Annotated in this window: 23 protein-coding genes and 1 riboswitch; of the genes, 18 read left to right on the plus strand and 5 right to left on the minus strand. The window is 41.4% G+C overall.

From position 1 onward, the window contains the following. Positions 1–67: 67 nt before the first annotated feature. Positions 68–886, minus strand: a complete 819-nt coding sequence (locus R2B72_RS00185) for a GNAT family N-acetyltransferase (RefSeq protein WP_318614060.1) — start codon at positions 884–886, stop codon at positions 68–70. A 160-nt stretch (positions 887–1,046) separates the two neighbouring features. On the opposite strand from R2B72_RS00185, the gene R2B72_RS00190 reads away from it, so the two are divergent. Next, complete coding sequence (locus R2B72_RS00190; RefSeq protein ID WP_318614061.1) at positions 1,047–1,691, plus strand: VTT domain-containing protein; 645 nt, start codon at positions 1,047–1,049, stop codon at positions 1,689–1,691. Positions 1,692–1,726: 35 nt separating this feature from the next. Here the strand turns inward: R2B72_RS00190 and R2B72_RS00195 are convergent, their stop codons facing one another. Genes R2B72_RS00195 through R2B72_RS00205 form a run of 3 tightly spaced genes read right to left on the minus strand, consistent with a single transcriptional unit; the run spans position 1,727 to position 4,391 of the window. Then, complete coding sequence (locus R2B72_RS00195) at positions 1,727–2,299, minus strand: SCO family protein (protein ID WP_318614062.1); 573 nt, start codon at positions 2,297–2,299, stop codon at positions 1,727–1,729. After that, entirely contained in the window at positions 2,296–3,714 is a 1,419-nt protein-coding gene (locus tag R2B72_RS00200) for a HAMP domain-containing sensor histidine kinase (protein WP_318614063.1), read from the minus strand. Before R2B72_RS00200 ends, R2B72_RS00195 begins: the two co-directional genes overlap by 4 nt. 2 nt (positions 3,715–3,716) lie before the next feature. Beyond that, positions 3,717–4,391, minus strand: coding sequence for a response regulator transcription factor (locus R2B72_RS00205; protein WP_318614064.1), 675 nt, complete (start codon positions 4,389–4,391; stop codon positions 3,717–3,719). A 174-nt stretch (positions 4,392–4,565) separates the two neighbouring features. On the opposite strand from R2B72_RS00205, the gene R2B72_RS00210 reads away from it, so the two are divergent. The 7 genes from R2B72_RS00210 to treR all read left to right on the plus strand — a co-directional run bounded on the left by R2B72_RS00210 (position 4,566) and on the right by treR (position 11,096). Further along, positions 4,566–5,333 (plus strand): FixH family protein, encoded by a 768-nt coding sequence (locus tag R2B72_RS00210; protein WP_318614065.1) that lies wholly within the window; start codon positions 4,566–4,568, stop codon positions 5,331–5,333. A gap of 166 nt (positions 5,334–5,499) precedes the next feature. Then, positions 5,500–5,964, plus strand: coding sequence for an S-ribosylhomocysteine lyase (locus R2B72_RS00215; RefSeq protein WP_318614066.1), 465 nt, complete (start codon positions 5,500–5,502; stop codon positions 5,962–5,964). 151 nt (positions 5,965–6,115) lie between these two features. After that, complete coding sequence (locus R2B72_RS00220; RefSeq protein WP_318614067.1) at positions 6,116–6,559, plus strand: OsmC family protein; 444 nt, start codon at positions 6,116–6,118, stop codon at positions 6,557–6,559. A 201-nt stretch (positions 6,560–6,760) separates the two neighbouring features. After that, a complete protein-coding gene (locus R2B72_RS00225) occupies positions 6,761–7,258 on the plus strand; it encodes a PTS glucose transporter subunit IIA (protein ID WP_318614068.1) in 498 nt (165 codons plus the stop codon). Positions 7,259–7,276: 18 nt separating this feature from the next. After that, positions 7,277–8,683: a PTS system trehalose-specific EIIBC component gene (treP, locus tag R2B72_RS00230; RefSeq protein ID WP_318614069.1), complete on the plus strand. Its 1,407-nt coding sequence runs from the start codon at positions 7,277–7,279 to the stop codon at positions 8,681–8,683. Positions 8,684–8,708: 25 nt separating this feature from the next. Continuing rightward, entirely contained in the window at positions 8,709–10,367 is a 1,659-nt protein-coding gene (treC, locus tag R2B72_RS00235; protein ID WP_318614070.1) for an alpha,alpha-phosphotrehalase, read from the plus strand. Between the two features lie 12 nt (positions 10,368–10,379). Continuing rightward, the gene (gene treR / locus R2B72_RS00240; RefSeq protein ID WP_318614071.1) at positions 10,380–11,096 is read left to right on the plus strand and encodes a trehalose operon repressor; all 717 of its coding nucleotides are present in this window, start codon (positions 10,380–10,382) and stop codon (positions 11,094–11,096) included. A gap of 265 nt (positions 11,097–11,361) precedes the next feature. On the opposite strand, the gene R2B72_RS00245 is transcribed toward treR, so the two are convergent. Continuing rightward, positions 11,362–11,898, minus strand: a complete 537-nt coding sequence (locus tag R2B72_RS00245) for a GbsR/MarR family transcriptional regulator (RefSeq protein ID WP_318614072.1) — start codon at positions 11,896–11,898, stop codon at positions 11,362–11,364. Between the two features lie 216 nt (positions 11,899–12,114). Between R2B72_RS00245 and R2B72_RS00250 the strand changes: the two genes are divergently transcribed. The 10 genes from R2B72_RS00250 (at position 12,115) to R2B72_RS00295 (ending at position 20,569) form a co-directional block, all read left to right on the plus strand. After that, positions 12,115–13,377, plus strand: coding sequence for a glycine betaine/L-proline ABC transporter ATP-binding protein (locus tag R2B72_RS00250; RefSeq protein ID WP_318614073.1), 1,263 nt, complete (start codon positions 12,115–12,117; stop codon positions 13,375–13,377). Further along, entirely contained in the window at positions 13,370–14,218 is an 849-nt protein-coding gene (locus R2B72_RS00255) for a proline/glycine betaine ABC transporter permease (RefSeq protein WP_318614074.1), read from the plus strand. Before R2B72_RS00250 ends, R2B72_RS00255 begins: the two co-directional genes overlap by 8 nt. A gap of 2 nt (positions 14,219–14,220) precedes the next feature. Next, positions 14,221–15,114 carry a glycine betaine ABC transporter substrate-binding protein gene (locus R2B72_RS00260; protein ID WP_412177771.1) on the plus strand — a complete coding sequence of 298 codons (894 nt, stop codon included), beginning with the start codon at positions 14,221–14,223 and terminating at the stop codon, positions 15,112–15,114. 99 nt (positions 15,115–15,213) lie between these two features. After that, a riboswitch (FMN riboswitch) is annotated at positions 15,214–15,361 on the plus strand. Between the two features lie 62 nt (positions 15,362–15,423). Continuing rightward, positions 15,424–16,506 carry a bifunctional diaminohydroxyphosphoribosylaminopyrimidine deaminase/5-amino-6-(5-phosphoribosylamino)uracil reductase RibD gene (gene ribD, locus R2B72_RS00265; protein WP_318614077.1) on the plus strand — a complete coding sequence of 361 codons (1,083 nt, stop codon included), beginning with the start codon at positions 15,424–15,426 and terminating at the stop codon, positions 16,504–16,506. Positions 16,507–16,512: 6 nt separating this feature from the next. Continuing rightward, a complete protein-coding gene (ribE, locus tag R2B72_RS00270; protein ID WP_318614078.1) occupies positions 16,513–17,163 on the plus strand; it encodes a riboflavin synthase in 651 nt (216 codons plus the stop codon). A gap of 13 nt (positions 17,164–17,176) precedes the next feature. Next, entirely contained in the window at positions 17,177–18,370 is a 1,194-nt protein-coding gene (locus tag R2B72_RS00275; protein WP_318614079.1) for a bifunctional 3,4-dihydroxy-2-butanone-4-phosphate synthase/GTP cyclohydrolase II, read from the plus strand. Between the two features lie 12 nt (positions 18,371–18,382). Continuing rightward, on the plus strand, positions 18,383–18,847 hold the full coding sequence (gene ribE, locus R2B72_RS00280) for a 6,7-dimethyl-8-ribityllumazine synthase (protein WP_318614080.1): 465 nt from the start codon (positions 18,383–18,385) through the stop codon (positions 18,845–18,847). A gap of 239 nt (positions 18,848–19,086) precedes the next feature. Continuing rightward, positions 19,087–19,425: an ASCH domain-containing protein gene (locus R2B72_RS00285; RefSeq protein WP_318614081.1), complete on the plus strand. Its 339-nt coding sequence runs from the start codon at positions 19,087–19,089 to the stop codon at positions 19,423–19,425. 7 nt (positions 19,426–19,432) lie between these two features. Then, entirely contained in the window at positions 19,433–19,876 is a 444-nt protein-coding gene (locus tag R2B72_RS00290; RefSeq protein ID WP_318614082.1) for a DUF2269 family protein, read from the plus strand. Positions 19,877–20,140: 264 nt separating this feature from the next. Further along, complete coding sequence (locus R2B72_RS00295) at positions 20,141–20,569, plus strand: VOC family protein (RefSeq protein ID WP_318614083.1); 429 nt, start codon at positions 20,141–20,143, stop codon at positions 20,567–20,569. Positions 20,570–20,632 lie beyond the last annotated feature (63 nt).

Here is a 20,632-nt window from a genome sequence, read left to right on the forward strand (position 1 = left end):
TATCATAATAATTCGAGTTAGTGAAAAAGCTGTCTGCATGGTGAAAAGTGGCGGACAGCTTTTGTTGTTAATCCCACAAATAATAATCCTGAGCTTGAATAGTCTTGAAGCCAATTGTTTCATATAACCGCAAGGCGTGCATGTTTTTTGCCTCGACATCAAGTCCGATACTATACCCTGCTTGATGCTGTTGCTTGACGATATTGCGAAGCGCTTTGCCTCCGTAGCCTTTGCCTTGGAATTCGGGTAAGATGGCAAAACCATAGATATAAGATTCGCCGTCAATGGTACTCACGCGGATTTTACCGACGTCGGTGCCATCAACCACGATGATAAAACGCTGCTCCTCGGTTCTATCTTTGACATCTTCGTAATGATGCCGAGCATCCTCTTCACTCATGTTGAAGGCAACGACATCGAGTTGTATTTCAAAGGCTGCATCTGTGGGCAACGCTAGACGTATTACAACATCCTCGCTTGCTTCAAGCGCTTGCTGCGTCCACTGCATCTGAAACTCTGAAAAAGTATACGTGCAGTGTTGGGTTGCTAACCATGCTTTAGCAGATACTGAAGAAGCTGGCGCGTTTAATATAATCTTACGAAAACCTTTTTCGGCAATCACTTGAAGTGCTTGTTGCCAAAGGGTGGAGAAGTGGTGATTTCTTCTCTTACTTGGCTTGACCATCCCGCAAACTTCTACTGTTGAGCCAAAGCCATATAAGGCTAAATAAGCAATGAGTTGTCCGTTTTCTTCATAGAAGAAGTCCATACTTTGGTCATCTCTTTGGCGTAGCATATCCCAGTTTAGCTTTAGTTGAATCGTGTCGGCTTGCTCACATTCTTTTTGAAGAACCTCGATGGCGTGTAATTGTTCTGTTGTTAGCATGTTTTTTCTCCTCTATCCATAAGATAGTATTATTATAGATGAAAACGTAGAGAAGCGGTTAGTCCGTCTATTTCGTGACAACTTCCGTAGAAAGAAGTATGATAAAAAAGCTCGAACTAGTCAGACTATCTGATAAATAATTGTGAAAGTGAGTACATATATGACGATCATTCAGAACTTAATCAGCTTTATTTTGCACATCGATCAGCATTTGGTTGAAATCATTCAACAGTTTGGCCCGTTGTCGTATGTGATTTTATTTTTAATTGTTTTTGTGGAAACAGGTATTGTTATTTTTCCGTTTTTACCGGGGGATTCGTTATTATTTGCTGCTGGAGCGCTTGCGACAAGAGGTGCTTTTAGTATTATCCTCCTAATAATTGTGTTCTTTACGGCGGCTGTGATAGGCGATACAGTCAATTATCAAATTGGTAAAAAAGTAGGGACGGCAATCTCGCCAAATAGTTTAATCGGTAGGGTAATTAATCAAGAGAAAATGACAAAAGCCGAGAATTTCTTTAATCGACACGGTGGGAAAACAATTGTCATCGCGCGCTTTATGCCATTCATTCGTACTTTTGTTCCTTTTGTTGCAGGGGCTAGCCGTATGAATTACAGCCATTTTATTTTTTACAATGTAGTGGGTGCAGCTTTGTGGGTAGGAATTTGTACGATGGCGGGTTATTTCTTTGGCAATATTCCTATAATAAAAGAGAATTTTTCAACAGTCCTGTTGCTTATCATTTTTGTATCTGTTTTACCTGCTTTGGTAGGGTTTATGAAGTCTCGTTTGCAGAAAAAATAACAAAACAGCTCTTGGATATATTCCAAGAGCTGTCGTTATTTTTTCTGCATTTTTTTGATGTCCTTCATTAATTCTTCCGCATAGGATGAATTGGCGTAGTTATATTCTTTCACAACAATCCCTTGTTGATTAACTAAATAAAAGCTGGTGCCATGAAGAACTTGATGGGATGTTTTGGGTTTAATGATGATTGTTTTGAATTTATCCCTCGCGAAAGCTTCAATTTCATTTTGATAATAGCCGGTTAGCATATGCCAATTGGACTCTTCGTCTGTGTACTGGCTGATGTATTCTTTTAAAATTTCTGGTGTGTCGACTGTCGGATCCACAGTAAACGACACGAATTTTACTTGTAAGCCCTGTTCTTTGAAAAGTTGCTGCAAGGCAGCCGTTTCGGACATCATCGGCAAGCAAACCGTATCACATTGTGTAAAGATAAAGTCGGCAATCCAGATGGTGCCGGTTAACTCGTTAGTTCCAAAGGCTTGCCCATCTTGGTCCGTAAAAGAGAAGGAGGACATTGGCTGACTCGTTATAGGTTTGGTGCCACAAGCAGATAGTAGTAGCGTAAAGACAATAACAAATAGTAAACCATTTATTTTTTTCATTGAAAATCTTCTTTCTCCTCGGTTGGCAAACCGGGTAATTGAATGATTACCGTCGTTCCAGTACTGGCATTGCTAGTCATCGTAAATTGTCCGTTATGCAGGCGGACAATCTCTTTGACAATGGTGATGCCTAAGCCTGTTCCGCCCGTTGTTCGAGTTCGTGCTTTATCTGTTCGGAAAAAGCGCTCACCAATCCGCTTGAGATCCTCGTCATTGATATGCGTACCCTTATTCGTCACCTTGAACTGCACAAAGTCACCATCTTCTTTGAGTGTAATGGCGATGGCTCCATTGGCGACAGAATACTTAATGGCATTGTCTATGGTGTTATAAAAGACTTGCTGGATTCTTTTAGAATCACCCATAATAATAAGGTCTTCTCCAATATTTAATTCTAAACGCAATTGTGCTTCAGTTAGATGAATGGCGAAAAGATCAATGGTATCGAATAGTAACTGAGCGATGGCGATTGGTTGACTATCTATGGAATACATATCTTCTTGTAGGTGGTTCAATTCGATTAGATCATTGATTAGCTTATTGAGCCGTACCGTTTCCTTGTCGATGGTCGTCAAATAGTTTTCAGCTTCTTCTGGAGATGAATAAATTTTTTCTTTGAGCACATGCGTGTAGCCTCCAATATACGTGAGTGGTGTGCGCAGTTCGTGGACAATATTGGAAATGAATTCCTTTTTGCGCACCTCTTGTTGTTCCAACGACAGGCTCATAGAGTTGAAGGCTTGCGTTAACTGACCAAGTTCATCCCCACTTGTCGTTTCGATACGTTTCGAATAATTGCCCTTTGACACTTCAACGGAAAGTTGTTGAAGTTCTTGAATGGGCTTGAATAGAGATTGCCATACACGATTGACGGCAAGAAACAGAATGAAGAAAAATAGAGTCCCGACAATGATTAATAGTGGTATACTCTCTCGGAACACATCTTGAATTGCAGCTAAGGGTACGTAAATATAAATGAAGCCAAGAAGTCCATCCTCGCCTTTGATAGGGAAAACAGCTCCGATTATTTCACGGTCAAGCTCTTCCACAAATCCTTCCTTTAAAACAAATGACCCCTGTTCCAAAATCAGTTGATCCTCGGCATTGATAAGCGCTTCATAATTGATTTTGTAAGGAAAGGAGGTAGTGAGCTCCTCTAAGTTATCGACCACAATGATTTCGTATTCTGAAATGACGTTATACCACTGAATTTTATCGATGATTTCCTTACTTAATTCGCCGTAATGGTAGTGGGCCGCTGTTTTTTGCCCCTGATAGATGATGGATTCTTCAATGCTGGTTAGATATAATTTTGAATACAAATAATAGATGAAGAAAAAGGAAAACAGAATAGAAAACGCAATGCTGGAACCGAGTACGAGTAAGATTTTTTTACTTAATGTTAGGTTTTTCATCGTTACACCTCAAATTTATAGCCCAGACCCCAAACGGTTTCAATTAAATCACCTTTGCTACCCATTTTAAGTCGTAGCGTTTTAATATGTGTATCGACAGTCCGCGCACTGCTTTGGTGATCTTCCCCCCAAATAAGTTGCAGTAGTTGTTCTCGCGTATAGACGCGCCCTCTATTTTTTACGAGTAAATGAAGCATGCCGAATTCTTTAGGTGTTAAGGACAGCTGAGCGCCATCTAGTGTAACTGTATGTGCTTCTGTATCAATCACAAGAGGTCCGACTTTTAAAATATCGGCCAGCGGTTTGTTTTGATAAGAGCGTCTTAACACAGATTCGACCCTTGCCAAAAGTTCTCCAGGTAAAAATGGTTTGACAATATAATCATCTCCACCAAGTTTTAAGCCTTGAACCTTGTCCCATTCTTCCCCTTTAGCTGACAAAAAGATGAGTGGAACGTTGGAGCTGCGTTTGACTTCCCGCGCAAATGTATAACCATCCATATAGGGCATCATAACGTCAACAATTAATAGCTGTGGAGCAGTTTTATCGATTAAAAACAGTGCATGTACACCATCTGTTGCTTCGACAACCGTATAGCCTTCTTTTTCTAATAAAGTTCGAATCAGTTGTCTCATTTGTTCTTCGTCGTCTATAATCATTATCGTTGATTTATTCATAAAATAACCTCATTTCACTATTTCAATAAAGAGATTTATCCATCCATTATTTTCTCAAATAAATGTGAAGACTGTGTGAAATTATGAACTTCACATTTACTTCTTACTTTCCTTATATAATCATACTGAATTAGTTGGATGAAGTTAAGCAATACAACAGTGGAGGGAACTTGAATGAAACAAAAAAAACTGATGTTTGTAGCGGGTCTCGTGCTGGCGACAATGGCGGCATGTAGCAATGAGAAACCCAAGGACGTAGTTGTAGACGAAGTACCTCAACCCATTATAGTGGATTTGACGGTGACAGAAAAAGTTGAAGTAGGCGGTACTGTGAACATGGCAGCAGTCGTGACACAAGGTGATGAAAAAGTAGCAGATGCCGATGAAGTACTGTTTGAATTTTGGGAAGAAGGCAAGAAAAACGACAGCGTGAAGGTTGAATCGGTTAATGAAAAAGATGGTTTATATACAGCAGAAACGACTTTCGATCATGATGGCGTATTCCATGTTCAAGTGCATGTAACTGCAAGAGGCTTGCATACGATGCCGATGAAAGAAGTAATAGTTGGTAATGGTGCTGCGGTTGTGGAAGAGCACGGCACCGAAGAACATGGAGAAGGGCATCACGATCATGGTGGGCACGCAGAAGGATTCTCGATGCATTTCTTGAAGCCTGAACAAGTGAAGGCAGCAGAGGATTTGGATCTTGTTGTTCATTTAGAGATGGATGGGCACCCACTAGAAAATGCAAGAGTGCGCTATGAAATCTGGCATGAAGCGACTCCCGACCAACATGATTGGTTAGATGCCACAGAAACGAAAACAGGTGAATATGCCTCTACGTATACATTTGCACAAGCAGGAACGTATAGCATACAAATTCATGTTCAAGATAATAAAGAATTACATGAGCATGAAATATATACCATTGTAGTCGAATAAGCATGTAGGACCTCCCGGACAAATGAGTCGGGAGGTTTTTGATTTCAGAATAAAGTGTGTTGGCATTCAAATCAGAATTATGATATAACTAGAGTGTTAAGTAGAGTAATCAAGTCGGGATAGTGGATTTGTGGATTAGACTGACGAACTAATGGGGGGAATGATGATGGTGAAGATGAATGTGGAAAGTTTTAATTTAGATCATACAAAGGTTGCCGCGCCGTTTGTGCGTTTGGCAGGTACGAAACAAGGAAATCATGGCGATGTTGTCTATAAATATGATGTGCGTTTTAAACAGCCGAACAAAGAGCATATGGAAATGCCGGCCTTGCATTCCATTGAACATTTAATGGCAGAAAACATTCGCAATCATTCAGACCAAGTAGTTGACCTGAGTCCAATGGGCTGTCAAACGGGTTTTTATTTATCCGTCATCAATCATGATGACTATGAGGATATTTTAGTGATGTTGGAAAAAACGTTGCAGGATGTAGTTGTCGCAACTGAAGTTCCGGCGTGTAATGAGGTGCAGTGCGGATGGGCGGCAAGCCATAGCTTAGAAGGTGCACAACAGTTGGCGAAAGAGATGCTCGCGAAGAAAGATGAGTGGCGTCAAGTATTTGTGGAATAATATATTAGTAAGTGCCATTCATGATGTCGTGAATGGCTTTTTGAATGGAGGGAAAGGTGAATTCAGGGGAATACCGGCGAGTTTGAGGATTTACCCGAGATTCATTGTATAATTAGAGCTATCAAACAAACTTACATAGGAGGAATTTAAAATGGCGGAGCACCACTTTCATTTAACAGCAAACTGGCCGGGTTTGCGCAATGATGTAGGGACGATTGAAGCGGGGAATTTAATAACGGAAGTGTCTATCCCACCTGAAATGGACGGGCCAGGGATTGGTACCAATCCAGATGAAATGCTATTAGGGGCGGCTGCCACTTGTTATATTATTACACTTGCGGCCATGATGGAGCGCAATAAGCTAGACAAAGAAGCATTGACGATGAAGTCTGTCGGGGTCGTCGATGTGACGAATGGCGTCATTACTTATCAAAAAATTATTCATAAGCCGCATATTGTGTTGAAGTCGGATGCAATGGAAAAGGATGAAGCACTTGCGCAAAGGTTAGCTGAAAAAGCAGAAATCAGCTGCATGATCAGTCGTGCGATTAAGGGAAATGTTGTGGTTGAGTTGGATGCGACAATTTCGAAGTAAAAAAGAATAGGAATGCATCAAGCATGTGCACACTTTAACTTGAAGTGTGCACATGCTTTTATTTTTCTTCAGCTCCATCCCTCCCCCGGATGCCATGTGTAAAACTCACAGAATAATATTTTTTTGAAAACGCTTGCACAACATGTATGTACAGGTTATTATAAAGGCAATACATGTACATACAAGATTGGAGGACAATAAATGTTAGGAAAACTATTTGGTAAAAAAGTGCAATCGAAAGAACAAGTGATTATGGCCCCACTTAGTGGAACGCTTCGTCAACTGGAGGAAGTGCCCGATCCAGTGTTTGCGGGAAAAATGGTAGGTGAAGGGATCGCCATTGAACCGAGTGAGGGGATTGTGGTAGCTCCATTTGATGGTGAAATCGTTCAACTATTTCCTACGATGCATGCGATTGGCTTGCGCAGTGCAACTGGTCTCGAAGTGTTAATTCACATTGGATTAGAGACGGTTTCTCTTCAAGGAGAGGGATTCGAGGCATTTGTTAAACAGGGAGACCAAGTGAAGATGGGAGATAAGCTCATTTCGTTTGATATGGCAATCATTAACGACAAGGCTAGTAGTACCATTACACCTGTCGTTTTGACAAATGGTGATGCCGTGAAAAGTTTTGACGTCAGTAAAGCAACGACAGTTATCGCTGGTCAATCGTCAGTCATGACTGTGCATTTGAACTAACTTTAAGGGGGAATAGGGATGGAGTATTCGAAAGAAGCAAGAGATATTGTTGAAGCAGTTGGAGGTAAAGAAAATATTGCTGCGGTTACGCATTGCGTTACTCGGCTACGCTTTGCTTTGAATGACGAAGAGAAAGTTGATAAAAAAGCATTAGAGGATATGAAAATCGTTCGGGGAGTATTTTCAGCAAACGGCCAATTTCAAGTCGTGATTGGCCAAGGAACAGTAGATAAAGTACATGCCGCTATAACGCAAGAAACCGGAATGACTGGGGCGACAAAGGAACAAGTGAAGGATGCTGCTGCAAAAAAACAAAATCCTTTACAACGTGCCATTAAAACACTGGCTGATATTTTTATCCCTATTTTACCGGCAATCGTAACAGCGGGTCTATTAATGGGTATCAATAATATTCTTGCTAATCAAGGGATTTTCTACGAAACGCAGTCACTCATTGAAGTACATCAGCAATGGGCGGGCGTGGCAGATATGATTAATATCATTGCTAATACAGCATTCGTCTTTTTACCAGCCTTAATAGGGTGGTCAGCCGTCAAAAGATTTGGTGGTAATGAATTACTTGGAATTGTCATTGGTCTGGTGTTAGTTCATCCTGCATTGTTGAATGCATGGGGGTACGGTGAGGCATTAGCCAATGATAGTATTCCAACTTGGAATTTATTTGGTCTAGAAGTCGATAAAATTGGTTATCAAGGTCAAGTGTTACCCGTGTTATTTGCATCGTGGATATTAGCAAAAATGGAATTATTTCTTAAAAAACGTGTCATGGATTCCTTGCACTTATTAGTTGTTGCACCGATTGCTTTATTAGTAACAGGTGTTTTAACATTTATCATTATTGGACCGATTACTTTTACAATTGGTAACTTTATTACAGATAGTTTGGTAGCCATATTTGATTCGTATGCGATTTTGGGTGGCTTAGTCTATGGAGCGATTTATGCGCCATTAGTCATTACGGGTATGCACCATACATTTCTAGCAGTAGATTTACAGTTGATAGGTAGTACTGGTTTTACATTCTTATGGCCTATTTTGGCATTATCAAATATTGCACAGGGCTCTGCAGCATTTGCGATGATGCTGGCAACGAAAGATGAGAAGTTACGAGGCTTGTCAGGGACATCCGGCCTTTCCGCATGGCTTGGAATTACAGAACCGGCCATGTTTGGTGTAAATTTACGCTTTAAATATCCATTTATAGCCGCAGTGATTGGGTCAGCTATTGCTGCTGCATTTATTACCTTGCAAAAGGTTCAAGCAACTTCAATTGGCGTGGGCGGTGTACCAGGCATATTATCCATTGTACCGAGTGGATGGGTTGCATTCGGCATTGGTATGGCGGTTGTGATTGTCGTGCCGTTTGTCATTACGTTTTTGATTGCCAAACGTAATAAAGATTAAGATTAGCAGATTGAGGTGTTTCTAGATGAATAGCGAGTGGTGGAAAGAAGCTGTCGTTTATCAAATTTATCCGAAAAGCTTTAATGATACGACGGGCAAGGGTACTGGTGATATTAGAGGCGTGATGGACAAATTAGACTATCTACAAGAATTAGGGGTAGATGTGATATGGCTAACACCCATCTATCAGTCCCCGCAGCATGATAATGGCTATGATATTAGTGATTATTATGCAATCGATGAATCTTACGGAACAATGGAAGACTTTGAGAAATTACTAGATGAGACGCATAGACGTGGGATGCGTCTCATCATGGATTTAGTCATTAACCATACGTCGACTGAGCATGAATGGTTTAAGCAGTCTTCTAGTTCCAAGGATAGTGAATATCGTGACTTCTATATTTGGAAGGACGGCGTCGATGGTAAGGAACCGAATAATTGGCAGTCGAAATTCGGCGGCTCTGCTTGGGGCTATGATGAACAAAGTGGGCAATACTATTTACACTTATTCGACAAGACGCAAGCCGATTTAAATTGGGAAAATGAAGAAGTACGTAAAAAGTTATATGACATGATGGGCTTCTGGGCAAAGAAAGGAATCGATGGGTTCCGGTTAGATGTCATCAATCTAATTTCTAAAAATCAACAATTTCCAAACGATGATGTTGGAGATGGACGACGATTTTATACGGATGGTCCAAGAATTCATGAGTTTCTTCAAGAGATGAATGAAGCCGTTTTGACCCCTTTTCAATTAATAACTGTTGGGGAAATGTCTTCAACAACGCTGGATAGCTGTATTTTGTATACGCAGGCCGAGCGTAAAGAACTGGATATGACATTCCAATTCCATCATTTGAAGGTCGATTATCCGAATGGTGAAAAATGGACAAAGGCGCCATTTGATTTTATGCAGCTAAAGGAAATTCTCACGCATTGGCAAGTGGGGATGCATGAAGGAAACGGCTGGAATGCGCTGTTTTGGTGTAATCATGATCAGCCGCGTATTGTGTCTAGACTTGGTGATGATGGCAAGTATCATGAGCAATCAGCCAAAATGCTTGCGACAACGCTACACATGATGAATGGTACTCCTTATATTTATCAAGGTGAAGAAATAGGGATGACCAATCATAATTTCGCGAAAATCAATGATTACCGTGATGTTGAGTCATTAAATGCTTATCAGTCCATGCAAAATGAAGGTAAATCAGAGCAAGAAATCATAGGCATTTTACAGCAGAAATCACGAGATAACGCGAGGACGCCTATGCAATGGTCAGCTGAACCTCAAGCTGGATTTACGACGGGGACTCCTTGGATTCCCGTGACGGCTAATTATCCAGCCATTAACGTGGATCAAGCTCTAGCTGATCGCAACTCCATTTTTTATCATTATCAACAGTTAATCGCATTGAGAAAGAAATATGCTATTATAGTAGCAGGCGATTATCAGCCACTGCTGACGGATCATTCACATATTTTTGCATATACGCGTAATTGGAATGATGAAACATTACTCGTTGTGAGTAATTTTTATGGGGAAGAAATAGCAGTTGATATTCCTCTAAAGGGGATGGAAGAGGTAACGATAATCAACTCGAATTATCCAGATTCCTCGACCGCATTTGAAAATTTAGCCTTAAGACCTTATGAATCCGTTGTGTATTATGTAAGATAATGAGGTAGAAAAATGGAAAAGTATTTAACGATATATCATGATTTAGTGAATAAAACAACGACGAAATATTGGGGCGACTCGACGATGCTTCCTTCGGAAAACAGTCTAGCACAGACGTACGAAGTGTCACGCGAAACCATTCGGAAAGCGCTAGATTTACTTGCACAAGATGGTTATATACAAAAAGTACGTGGCAAAGGTTCCGTCATTATTAGCCGCAATAAATTCGATTTTCCCGTTTCAGGAATCGTTAGTTTTAAAGAGCTTGCCACCAATTTGAAGTTTCCGACGCATACGATTGTCAACGAACTTTCAATTGTAAAAGCTGATCAAAAGCTACAGTCTAAATTAGATGTGAAAGTGAACGAACCCGTATGGAAAGTCGTTCGAATTAGAGAGATTTCTGGTGAGAAAGTCATTTTGGATAAAGATTATTTTACTAAAGATTTCATTCCAACGCTAACGAAAGAGATCTGTGAAGATTCTATTTATGACTATTTGGAGAATGAGCTACAGTTGAAAATCAGTTATGCCCGAAAAGAGATCATAGTGGAAGAACCTACATCTGAAGATAGGGAATTGCTGGATTTGGAGCATCATTCAAATGTGGTAGTTATTAAGAGCAGGGTTTATTTGGAGGATACGAGTCTGTTTCAATATACAGAATCTCGACACCGACCGGATAAATTCCAGTTTGTCGATTTTGCCAGACGAGTACGGAATGGATGAATCATATAGTAAGTAGCTAGAAAGCCGTATCCTTTGGGGTACGGTTTTTTGTTGCTTTGTGTAACTATAAAGTCGATTATTGAAACTGTCAGTGAAAGTGGCAAAACTGTAAGTGAAAACTTTGACTGTCATGGCAAAAGGTAAAACTGTAAGTAGAATCCCCGAAACTGTCATGGCGATGAGCGAAATTATAAGCACAAGCTAATTCACCAAATACAAAAGCCACTTCGCCAGACTAACTTAGTCGGATGAAGTGGCTTTTACTTTATGGTTTTTTAATCGGTACGAGATTAAAAATATCATGATCTTCAAAAGCATCGACAAGTCGGTCGAGCCATTCGTAGTAATCACGCATGTACTGTAATTTCTCGATATCTATATGGGCCAGCTCTTTTACTTCCTCGCTGATGGATGGGTCTACCACTAATTCCTCTAGCTCGACTAATGACCTACGAACTGCGATGGAATGCTGGTTAACAGATTTTCTCCACTTAATTGAAAATAAATCAATAAAGCTTTGATACCAATCATCTGTTACCTGATAGAGATCTTTTCGGACGCCTCTTTTCCAAGCGCGCTCGACCAATTTTAAATCGGATAATGCCCGTACAGAAGTGCTCATGCTCGTTTTACTCATCCCAAGTTCTTCCGTCATTTCATCTAATGTCAACGGCTCATTATGAAAAAACATAGTGCCAAACTGTCTTCCAGAAGAAGGTGTAAGGCCGTAAAGATGTATATTTTGTGCGATGGATTCAATAACCCGTTCACGCGTTTTTTCAAGTCTTTCTTTACCGTTCATGCAATTTCCCTCCACTGTCATCGGCATACGTAAACCAACCCAGTTATTTTATTCTAGCGTATTATATCCGTTGGCAAAAAGCAATTTATAATAATTATTGTTTGTACAGTTTTTACTGTACAAACTATTAACTTAGTCTAAACGGTTGAATTTTTATTTAGTTAGGTCTATACTAGTAAATGTTAATCAGTTCTAAAAAATGTAAGGAGTGTACGCATGAGTGATCCAATTGTTAGTAAAAAAATCGAAGTGCACAACACGACTAAGATTTTCGGCAAAAACAGTAAGCGAGCCGCGCAGCTGCTCAATGAAGGAAAGACGAAAAGCGAAATATTGAAAGCGACTGGTGCAACAGTCGGTGTGAAAAAAGCATCCTTTGATGTCTACGAGGGTGAAATATTTGTCATTATGGGGTTGTCCGGTAGTGGGAAATCAACGCTCGTCAGGTTGCTGAACCGTTTGATTGACCCGACAATGGGCACGATTTTGCTAGACGGTGAGGATATCGTCAAGATGAATAAAGAACAGCTTCGTGAAGTAAGGCGTAAAAAAATTGGTATGGTTTTTCAAAACTTTGCACTCTTCCCGCATAAGACGATTCTTGAAAATACGGAATACGGGCTAGAAATCCAAGGCGTAGCGAAAGCCGAACGTCAGGAAAAGGCGAAAGAATCTCTGAAACTTGTTGGTCTTGCAGGGTATGAAGATCAGTATCCGAACCAATTAAGTGGGGGAATGCAGCAGCGTGTAGGTCTTGCAAGAGCGTTAGCGAATGGGCCCGATATTTTATTAATGGATGAGGCGTTTAGTGCACTTGATCCATTAATTCGAAAAGATATGCAAGATGAATTGTTGCAACTTCATAATGATATGGGCAAAACGATTATCTTCATTACCCATGACTTGGATGAGGCATTGCGTATAGGCGATCGGATTGCGCTGATGAAGGACGGAGAAATCGTTCAGATTGGGACACCTGAAGAAATCTTGATGAGCCCATCCAATGAATATGTGGAACGTTTCGTTGAAGATGTAGATTTGTCGAAGGTCTTGACGGCAGGTCACATTATGAAAAAAGCGGATACAGTTCAAGTTGATCGGGGAGCACGGGTTGCGCTGCGACTGATGAAACGTCTTGGGATTTCATCCATTTATGTGGTGGACAAAGGGAATCGGCTATTAGGCGCAGTAACTGCACAGGATGCTGTAGCTGCGGCTGAATCAGGTAAAACACTGCATGAAGTTCTCATTTGTGATTTACCGATGATGTCTGCAGATACATTGCTGATAGATTTATTTGATATCGTTTCCACAGCAGTGATACCTGTTGCAGTGGTCAATGAAGATAACAAGCTACAAGGAATTATTATTCGTGGTGCACTGATTGGTGCATTGGCGGGCGACAATCAGTTTATAAATAATGATGGTGTCGTTGATTCCGTCGAAAAAACTGACTTGGAGGTGGAGTCAAATGAATAACTTACCTCGTCTACCGTTCGCGGATTGGATTGATAATGGGGTCGACTGGCTTGTGACTACATTTGGCACTGTATTTGATGGTATTTCAGATGTACTTGCGGGGATTGTTGAAGGGTCAGTGGAAGGACTAAATATGGTGCCATCTATTCTGCTTGCCGTTCTATTCTCCTTGCTAGCGTGGTTGATCTCCACGCGGCGGATTGCATTGATGTCGCTAATTGGTTTATTGTTCATCGATTATTTAGGCTATTGGTATCCGATGTTGCAGATGTTAGCATTGGTCGTTACTTCGGTCACGATAGCGATTGTGATTGGCATTCCGCTGGGTATTTGGGGCTCACAGCAAGCACGAGCGCGTAAAATCATTAATCCTATTCTGGATCTTATGCAGACGATGCCTGCATTTGTGTATTTGCTACCAGCGATTTTCTTCTTCAATATTGGGGTTGTTCCGGGAGTGGTTGCATCGGTTATATTCTCGATGCCACCAACGATTCGCTTGACGATGCTTGGCATTGAGCAAGTTCCGAAAGATTTAATTGAAGCAACAGAAGCATTTGGTTCGACGACATGGCAGCGATTAATGAAAGTCCAAATTCCGCTAGCCAAACCGACCATTATGGCGGGTGTCAATCAAAGCATAATGTTGTCATTATCTATGGTTGTTATTGCTTCCATGGTTGGGGCACCGGGCCTTGGTGAAGAAGTATACAGGGCTGTTACACAATTAAAAACGGGTGTTGGGTTTGAAGCGGGTCTAGCGATTGTGATCGTGGCCATTATTTTGGACCGAGTGACACAGCAAGCTGGCAAGAAAAAACAAGGGGGAACTTCATTATGAAACTGACGAAAAAAGTAGTTGGACTTGGGGCAGTAGCTCTATTAGCACTTGGACTTGTAGCATGTGGCAATGATGATGGAAAAGCAGGGACGGATTCAACAAAATCTGTCGGCGAGTCACTGAACTATAAAATTACAGGAATTGATCCAGGCGCAGGTATTATGGAAGCAACTGAAAAAGTGATTGTAGAGTATGGCTTGGATGAATACGACTTGGTAACAGGTTCAAGTGCAGCGATGACGGCAGCTTTGAAAAAAGCCTACGATAAAGAAGCGCCAATTGTGGTAACAGGCTGGACGCCACATTGGAAATTTGCCCAATACGATTTGAAATATCTTGAAGATCCGAAAGGTGTGTACGGCGGAGAAGAACAAATTCGTACAATTGGTAGACTTGGACTGGCTGAGGATTTACCAGAAGCATACCAAATTCTATCCCAATTCAACTGGACAGAAGCCGATATGGGTGAAGTGATGATTGCTATTCAAGAAGGCGAAAAAGAAGCGGTTGCTGCGCAAAACTGGATTGATGCCAATGCAGATAAAGTAGCCGAGTGGACCGCGGGAGTAAACAAAGTAGATGGCGACAAAATCAAACTAGCTTATGTGGCATGGGATAGTGAAATTGCTAGCCATAATGTGATGAAATTAGTATTGGAAGAAATGGGTTATAACGTATCATTGACGCAAGTTGAAGCGGGTCCTTTATGGACTGCAGTTGCAGATGGCAGTGCAGATGCATCACTTGCGGCATGGTTACCATTGACGCATAAAACATATGCCGATAAATTTGAAGGCAAATTCGAAGAACTTGGCATTAACATGGAAGGCGTCAAAGTCGGTCTTGTCGTGCCACAGTATATGGACATTGACTCGATTGAAGATTTGAAGAACTAGGTTAGAAACCTAGTAAAGACTTAGCTCCGTTCAATCGGAACTAAGTCTTTTTTGCTTAAATTGAAGTGGTGTGTTAATTTAACAGTAGTACGTTTTAGAAAAACTCTTCGGGGCAAGGTGAAATTCCTTACCGGCGGTGATCGAGCAATCGCTCGTTAGTCCGTGACCCGACCTTCCTTTTTGGAAGGCGGTGGAGCTGGTGAAAATCCGGCACCGACAGTTAAAGTCTGGATGGGAGAAGCTGTTTGACTATACGTATGATGCTTATTTAGCTCTGCCCTTTCATAACTATTGAAAGGGGGAATGCTGATGGAACCTCAACATTATATGAGAATTGCTCTTGATCTGGCGCGCAGTGCACAAGGACAAACTTCGCCGAATCCACTTGTCGGTGCTGTTTGTGTAAAAGATGGCCAGATTATCGGAACAGGTGCGCACTTAAAAGCGGGAACTCCACACGCTGAAGTGCATGCTTTGATGATGGCTGGTGTAGAGTCCTATGGTGCAGATCTTTATGTAACACTGGAACCGTGTGCCCATACAGGGAAAACACCTCCGTGCACAGATCTCATTATTACGAGCGGTATTCGCCGTGTTTTCGTCGCGTCCATCGATCCGAATCCTTCCGTCAATGGAACGGGAATCGGGCTTCTTAAAGCTGCCGGAATTGAAGTTGTCACCGGTATTTTACAGGAAGAGGCAGAGCAGTTGAACCGAGCATTTTTTCATTTTATAAAATACGGAAAGCCGTATGTCACCTTGAAAGCCGCCGCAACTCTCGACGGTCGTCTTTCAACGCAGACTGGGGACAGCAAATGGATTACTTCGGATGCAGCAAGAACCGATGTCCATTACCTCCGCCATACCCATGACGCAATTTTGGTCGGCGTACAAACCGTACTTCACGATAACCCTTTCCTCACCACCCGTTTGCCCCATGGTGGAAAGAATCCAATTCGAATTATTGTAGATCGGCATCTAAGGACGCCAACAACAGCAAATATCGTTACTGATGGTGCTGCAGCAACAATTATTTTTACACTCGATTCTCCAAAGTCGAGAACTGTCTTTTTTGAACACCCTTTTGTTTCCATTGAAAGGATTTCAGCAGATGTACCTTTTTTGGATGAAGTATTAAAACGTCTGGCGAGTAAAGGCATTATGACGTTGTTCGTCGAAGGTGGCAGCCGTGTTCATTCCAGTTTCATCAATGAAGGTCTAGCAGATGAATTGTATTTGTATATGGCTCCGAAACTGATTGGCAACGGTGCTTCTTTGTTTATGGACGACACACGGAACCTAATGGGGGAAAGTGAATCCCTCCGTTTTTTAGATGTGCGACAAATTGGGGATGATATCCGATTGCACGCCAGGTTCGTGAAGGAGGATTGACAAAAGTTGTTTACTGGAATTATTGAAGAAATCGGCACGATTTCAGCGGTAAAGTCATCACCGAATTCATTGCAACTATCAATTCGTTGTAGCAAAGTGCTCAGTGATGTAAAAAAAGGGGATAGCCTCGCAGTAAATGGTGTTTGTTTGACGGTATCAGACTTCTCAAGCAACCAATTTACAGCAGATGTCATGCCGGAGACTGTAAAAGCAACAACACTTCAAGCTTTGCGCACGGGAAGTCTAGTTAATTTAGAGCGTGCGATGGCGGCGAATGGTCGTTTTGGTGGTCATTTCGTCAGTGGACATGTGGATGGCACAGGTGAAATTGTTTCGATTAGACAAAAAGAAAATGCGATTTATATGGAGATTAGCGTTGCAGCTGACTTGTTAACGTATTTTATCCCGAAAGGTTCAGTAACCGTAGATGGAACGTCACTGACTGTCTTTGAAGTGAGGCAAAAAAGTTTTATCATCTCACTTATCCCGGTCACGCAAGAGGACTCAATCGTTGGCAGAAAACGGGCCGGGGATCGAGTAAACGTAGAATGCGATATGCTCGCAAAATATATGGAACGGCTAATGACTATAAACAAAGGGAATCCAACTGGCGGTTTAACAATGGATACTCTTGCTGCAAGTGGATTCCTTAGTTAAGGGGGCAAAGTAGATGTATACCACTGTAGAAAAAGCAGTCGACGAACTGAAAAAAGGAAAAGCAATTATTGTTGTTGATGATGAAGACCGGGAAAATGAAGGAGACTTTGTTGCACTTGGTGAATTTGCTACACCTGAAATGATTAACTTCATGGCAACGGAAGGCCGAGGACTAATCTGTGTACCGATAGATGAGGAAAAAGCGAAACAACTCGAACTTGGGCTTATGACAGAAAATAACAGTGATGCGCACGGGACTGCGTTCACAATTAGTGTTGATCATTCGCAATGTCATACTGGAATTTCTGCATTCGAACGTTCAGAAACCGTTTTGAAGATGCTGGGAAATGGCGCGAAACCATCTGACTTTAGAAGACCAGGACATATATTTCCGTTGATTGCGAAGCCAGGCGGTGTTTTGAAGCGGGCGGGTCATACGGAAGCGGCAGTAGACCTTGCGATACTTGCGGAAGTAGAACCAGTCGGCGTCATATGTGAAATTATGAATGCCGATGGAACGATGGCCAGAGGAGCACAGCTGAAAGAGATAGCAGATCGATTTGACCTTGTCATATTAACGATACAGGAACTAATTGCTTATCGTAGGGAAAATGAGAAATTGATTGAGCGTATCGTTGATGTTCAGCTGCCAACGGATTTTGGTCAATTTAAAGCCGTCACATATGTGGAAACAGTCACTGGACGTGAGCATATGGCCTTAGTAAAAGGAGATATTGAGAACGTTGAAAATGTTCTTGTTAGGGTTCACTCGGAATGTTTAACAGGTGACGTCTTTGGCTCGTGTCGCTGTGATTGTGGTCCGCAACTTCAAGCTGCACTTGCGCAGATTGAAAAAGCTGGAAGGGGTGTCCTGCTTTATATGCGGCAGGAGGGACGAGGGATTGGTCTTGTTAATAAAATGAAGGCATACAAGCTACAGGAAGAAGGCTTTGACACGGTTGAAGCCAATGAGAAATTAGGATTTTTCGATGATCTTCGGGATTATGGTATTGGTGCACAAATACTACGAGATCTTGGCTTAACATCTATTCATCTACTGACAAACAACCCACGTAAAATTGCTGGACTAGCAGGGCATGGGTTAGAAATAACAGAGCGTATTCAAATAGAACTGCCTGTTAAAGTAGAGAATAAATCGTATATGGAAACAAAGAAAAATAAAATGGGACACTTATTAAATAGCTAAGGGGGAATAATAATGGGTACAATTTATGAAGGACATTTAGTCGGAACGGGACTTAAAGTAGGGATTGTCGTTGCAAGATTTAATGAATTTATCACGGGAAAATTACTGGGTGGCGCACAAGATGCATTGCGCCGCCATGGGGTAGCTGAAAGTGATATGGCAGTTGCATGGGTGCCAGGTGCTTATGAAATTCCACTTGTTGCGAAGAAAATGGCTGCTTCGGGTAAATATGATGCGGTTATTACACTTGGGACTGTGATTCGTGGCGCAACACCACATTTCGATTATGTGTGCAGTGAAGTAGCTAAAGGAGTTGCAAGCATCAATATGCAAGAAGGTATTCCTGTCATCTTTGGTGTCTTAACAACAGATACAATCGAGCAAGCAATTGAGCGTGCCGGAACGAAAGCGGGTAATAAAGGCTGGGATGCGGGAACGGCTGCTATTGAAATGGCGAATTTGTTGAAACAAATGTGAATAAATTCGGAACTGGCTCAGCTTCAATTAAAAGGCTGAGCCTTCCTTTTAATCTAATTTCCCTTACGGAAATTATAAGCTAAAGAGCGTGAACTTTTTGTGGGCTAAATGTGAACGATACGTGTCCGAAAATAGTTCTTCTGCTACATTGATGCGGTTTCAACCGCAGAATTGTCGCAAAAATCATTGGAAATCGTTATGATAAAGGTAGACGTACTAATATAGAAGGAGCGATTTTAATGACTAGTTTTCCTGAAAAAACATGTTCGATTGAACGACTAGTAACAATCCCGGAAGATGTTCAAAAAGTATTGAACGGCGAAAAGACAGCTACACGCCGCAATGGTGTTTATGCATACCCTGGAGAAATTATGGTGTTGGACGGCAAAGAGTTTAAAGTGGATGCACTTTATTCACAAACACTTGGTGAACTAACGGATGCACACGCACAGCAAGAGGGCTATGAGAATTTAGAAGCCTACAAGCAATCAATGATGTCAATGCATGCACATGCGAAAATGCCTTGGCTTCCAAAAATGAGTGTTTGGGTACATGAATTCAGTCCGGTAGAGAAGTAATTGCCAGATGAAACCGGAAATCTACGGAATAATTGTTTTTCTTCATGTGCTGAGTGCAGTCCTATCCATCGGTCCATTAACTCTTTTGATGCCAGTCATCAATCGATTATACGGCGTTGAGGCTAGCATCGAACAAGCATATTTATCCGTTATTAAGGTTGTCATTCGAATTGTCATGCACGCAGGACACGTCCTTGTTTTCACCGGCGTTTTGCTACTGATACTTGGACCCTATCCATGGACTTCATCATGGGTCATTCTAACACTTGCGATTTTACTCATTTCAGGTGTTTTCTTAGCAAAAGGTTTTACATTTGTGCTACGTCGGTTTCATAATCCAGACGCCGATAAAGATGATATTCTTAACCGGCTGATGAGAACTTCATGGATTTACCTTGGCCTGATGCTTATCATGCTATGGCTGATGGTACAGAAACCGATGTTTTGGTGAATGAATACTTGCGATACATAAAAAGAGACGTGCATCTTTGTTGATGCATGTCTTTTTTATTAATTGTGGTCTTTTAACGTTATCGGGTATTGATTCTTCCGGCCATAATGCCGGGCAAAAATTGGTCATCGTTGTCAGCTCCTTCATGTATGTTTTATTGTCTCCATTTGTGGGAATAATTATGTGTAGTCTGTTTGAATGTAAGCAGGTTCATGATAAAGTGATAAGGTAAGCTTAGAAATGAAAACGAAGGAGTGATGGGAAATGGCTGTTGATGTCTATTTTAATTTTAATGGGAATTGTCGTGAGGCAGTAGAATTTTACGCAGAGGTTTTTGAAACAGAAGCACCTAAAATTATGACTTTTGGGGAAGGACCACCCAACCCGGAGTATCCTCTGCCAGAAGAAGCGAAGAATTTAGTGATGCACACACGACTGAACATTAGTGGTAGTAATGTGATGTTTTCGGATACGTTTCCGGGATCGCCTTTTACACAAGGAAATAACATTACCCTTGCATTGGTTAGTAAAGACGAGAGTGAAATTAAATCTGTATTTAGTAAGTTAAAAGAAGGCGGCAAGGTAGGCATGGAGCTGCAGGAAACATTTTGGAGCAAATGCTATGGTCAAATAACGGACAAGTTTGGTATTGAATGGCAATTAAGTCTGGACAGTGGCGAAACATTCGGGTAATTTGAAGGATATGGTACCTTTCTTTTTTGGAGAAAGGGGGCATATCCTTTTTGTAAATACTTT

Source organism: Sporosarcina sp. YIM B06819 (assembly GCF_033485175.1).
Lineage (GTDB): Bacteria > Bacillota > Bacilli > Bacillales_A > Planococcaceae > Sporosarcina.

Excerpts from the sequence above, each read along its gene's own strand:
- R2B72_RS00185 (WP_318614060.1), bottom strand. The coding sequence starts at position 886 with ATGCTAACAACAGAACAATTACACGCCATCGAGGTTCTTCAAAAAGAA.
- R2B72_RS00190 (WP_318614061.1), top strand. The coding sequence starts at position 1,047 with ATGACGATCATTCAGAACTTAATCAGCTTTATTTTGCACATCGATCAG.
- R2B72_RS00195 (WP_318614062.1), bottom strand. The coding sequence starts at position 2,299 with ATGAAAAAAATAAATGGTTTACTATTTGTTATTGTCTTTACGCTACTA.
- R2B72_RS00200 (WP_318614063.1), bottom strand. The coding sequence starts at position 3,714 with ATGAAAAACCTAACATTAAGTAAAAAAATCTTACTCGTACTCGGTTCC.
- R2B72_RS00205 (WP_318614064.1), bottom strand. The coding sequence starts at position 4,391 with ATGAATAAATCAACGATAATGATTATAGACGACGAAGAACAAATGAGA.
- R2B72_RS00210 (WP_318614065.1), top strand. The coding sequence starts at position 4,566 with ATGAAACAAAAAAAACTGATGTTTGTAGCGGGTCTCGTGCTGGCGACA.
- R2B72_RS00215 (WP_318614066.1), top strand. The coding sequence starts at position 5,500 with ATGGTGAAGATGAATGTGGAAAGTTTTAATTTAGATCATACAAAGGTT.
- R2B72_RS00220 (WP_318614067.1), top strand. The coding sequence starts at position 6,116 with ATGGCGGAGCACCACTTTCATTTAACAGCAAACTGGCCGGGTTTGCGC.
- R2B72_RS00225 (WP_318614068.1), top strand. The coding sequence starts at position 6,761 with ATGTTAGGAAAACTATTTGGTAAAAAAGTGCAATCGAAAGAACAAGTG.
- treP (WP_318614069.1), top strand. The coding sequence starts at position 7,277 with ATGGAGTATTCGAAAGAAGCAAGAGATATTGTTGAAGCAGTTGGAGGT.
- treC (WP_318614070.1), top strand. The coding sequence starts at position 8,709 with ATGAATAGCGAGTGGTGGAAAGAAGCTGTCGTTTATCAAATTTATCCG.
- treR (WP_318614071.1), top strand. The coding sequence starts at position 10,380 with ATGGAAAAGTATTTAACGATATATCATGATTTAGTGAATAAAACAACG.
- R2B72_RS00245 (WP_318614072.1), bottom strand. The coding sequence starts at position 11,898 with ATGAACGGTAAAGAAAGACTTGAAAAAACGCGTGAACGGGTTATTGAA.
- R2B72_RS00250 (WP_318614073.1), top strand. The coding sequence starts at position 12,115 with ATGAGTGATCCAATTGTTAGTAAAAAAATCGAAGTGCACAACACGACT.
- R2B72_RS00255 (WP_318614074.1), top strand. The coding sequence starts at position 13,370 with ATGAATAACTTACCTCGTCTACCGTTCGCGGATTGGATTGATAATGGG.
- ribD (WP_318614077.1), top strand. The coding sequence starts at position 15,424 with ATGGAACCTCAACATTATATGAGAATTGCTCTTGATCTGGCGCGCAGT.
- R2B72_RS00275 (WP_318614079.1), top strand. The coding sequence starts at position 17,177 with ATGTATACCACTGTAGAAAAAGCAGTCGACGAACTGAAAAAAGGAAAA.
- ribE (WP_318614080.1), top strand. The coding sequence starts at position 18,383 with ATGGGTACAATTTATGAAGGACATTTAGTCGGAACGGGACTTAAAGTA.
- R2B72_RS00285 (WP_318614081.1), top strand. The coding sequence starts at position 19,087 with ATGACTAGTTTTCCTGAAAAAACATGTTCGATTGAACGACTAGTAACA.
- R2B72_RS00290 (WP_318614082.1), top strand. The coding sequence starts at position 19,433 with ATGAAACCGGAAATCTACGGAATAATTGTTTTTCTTCATGTGCTGAGT.
- R2B72_RS00295 (WP_318614083.1), top strand. The coding sequence starts at position 20,141 with ATGGCTGTTGATGTCTATTTTAATTTTAATGGGAATTGTCGTGAGGCA.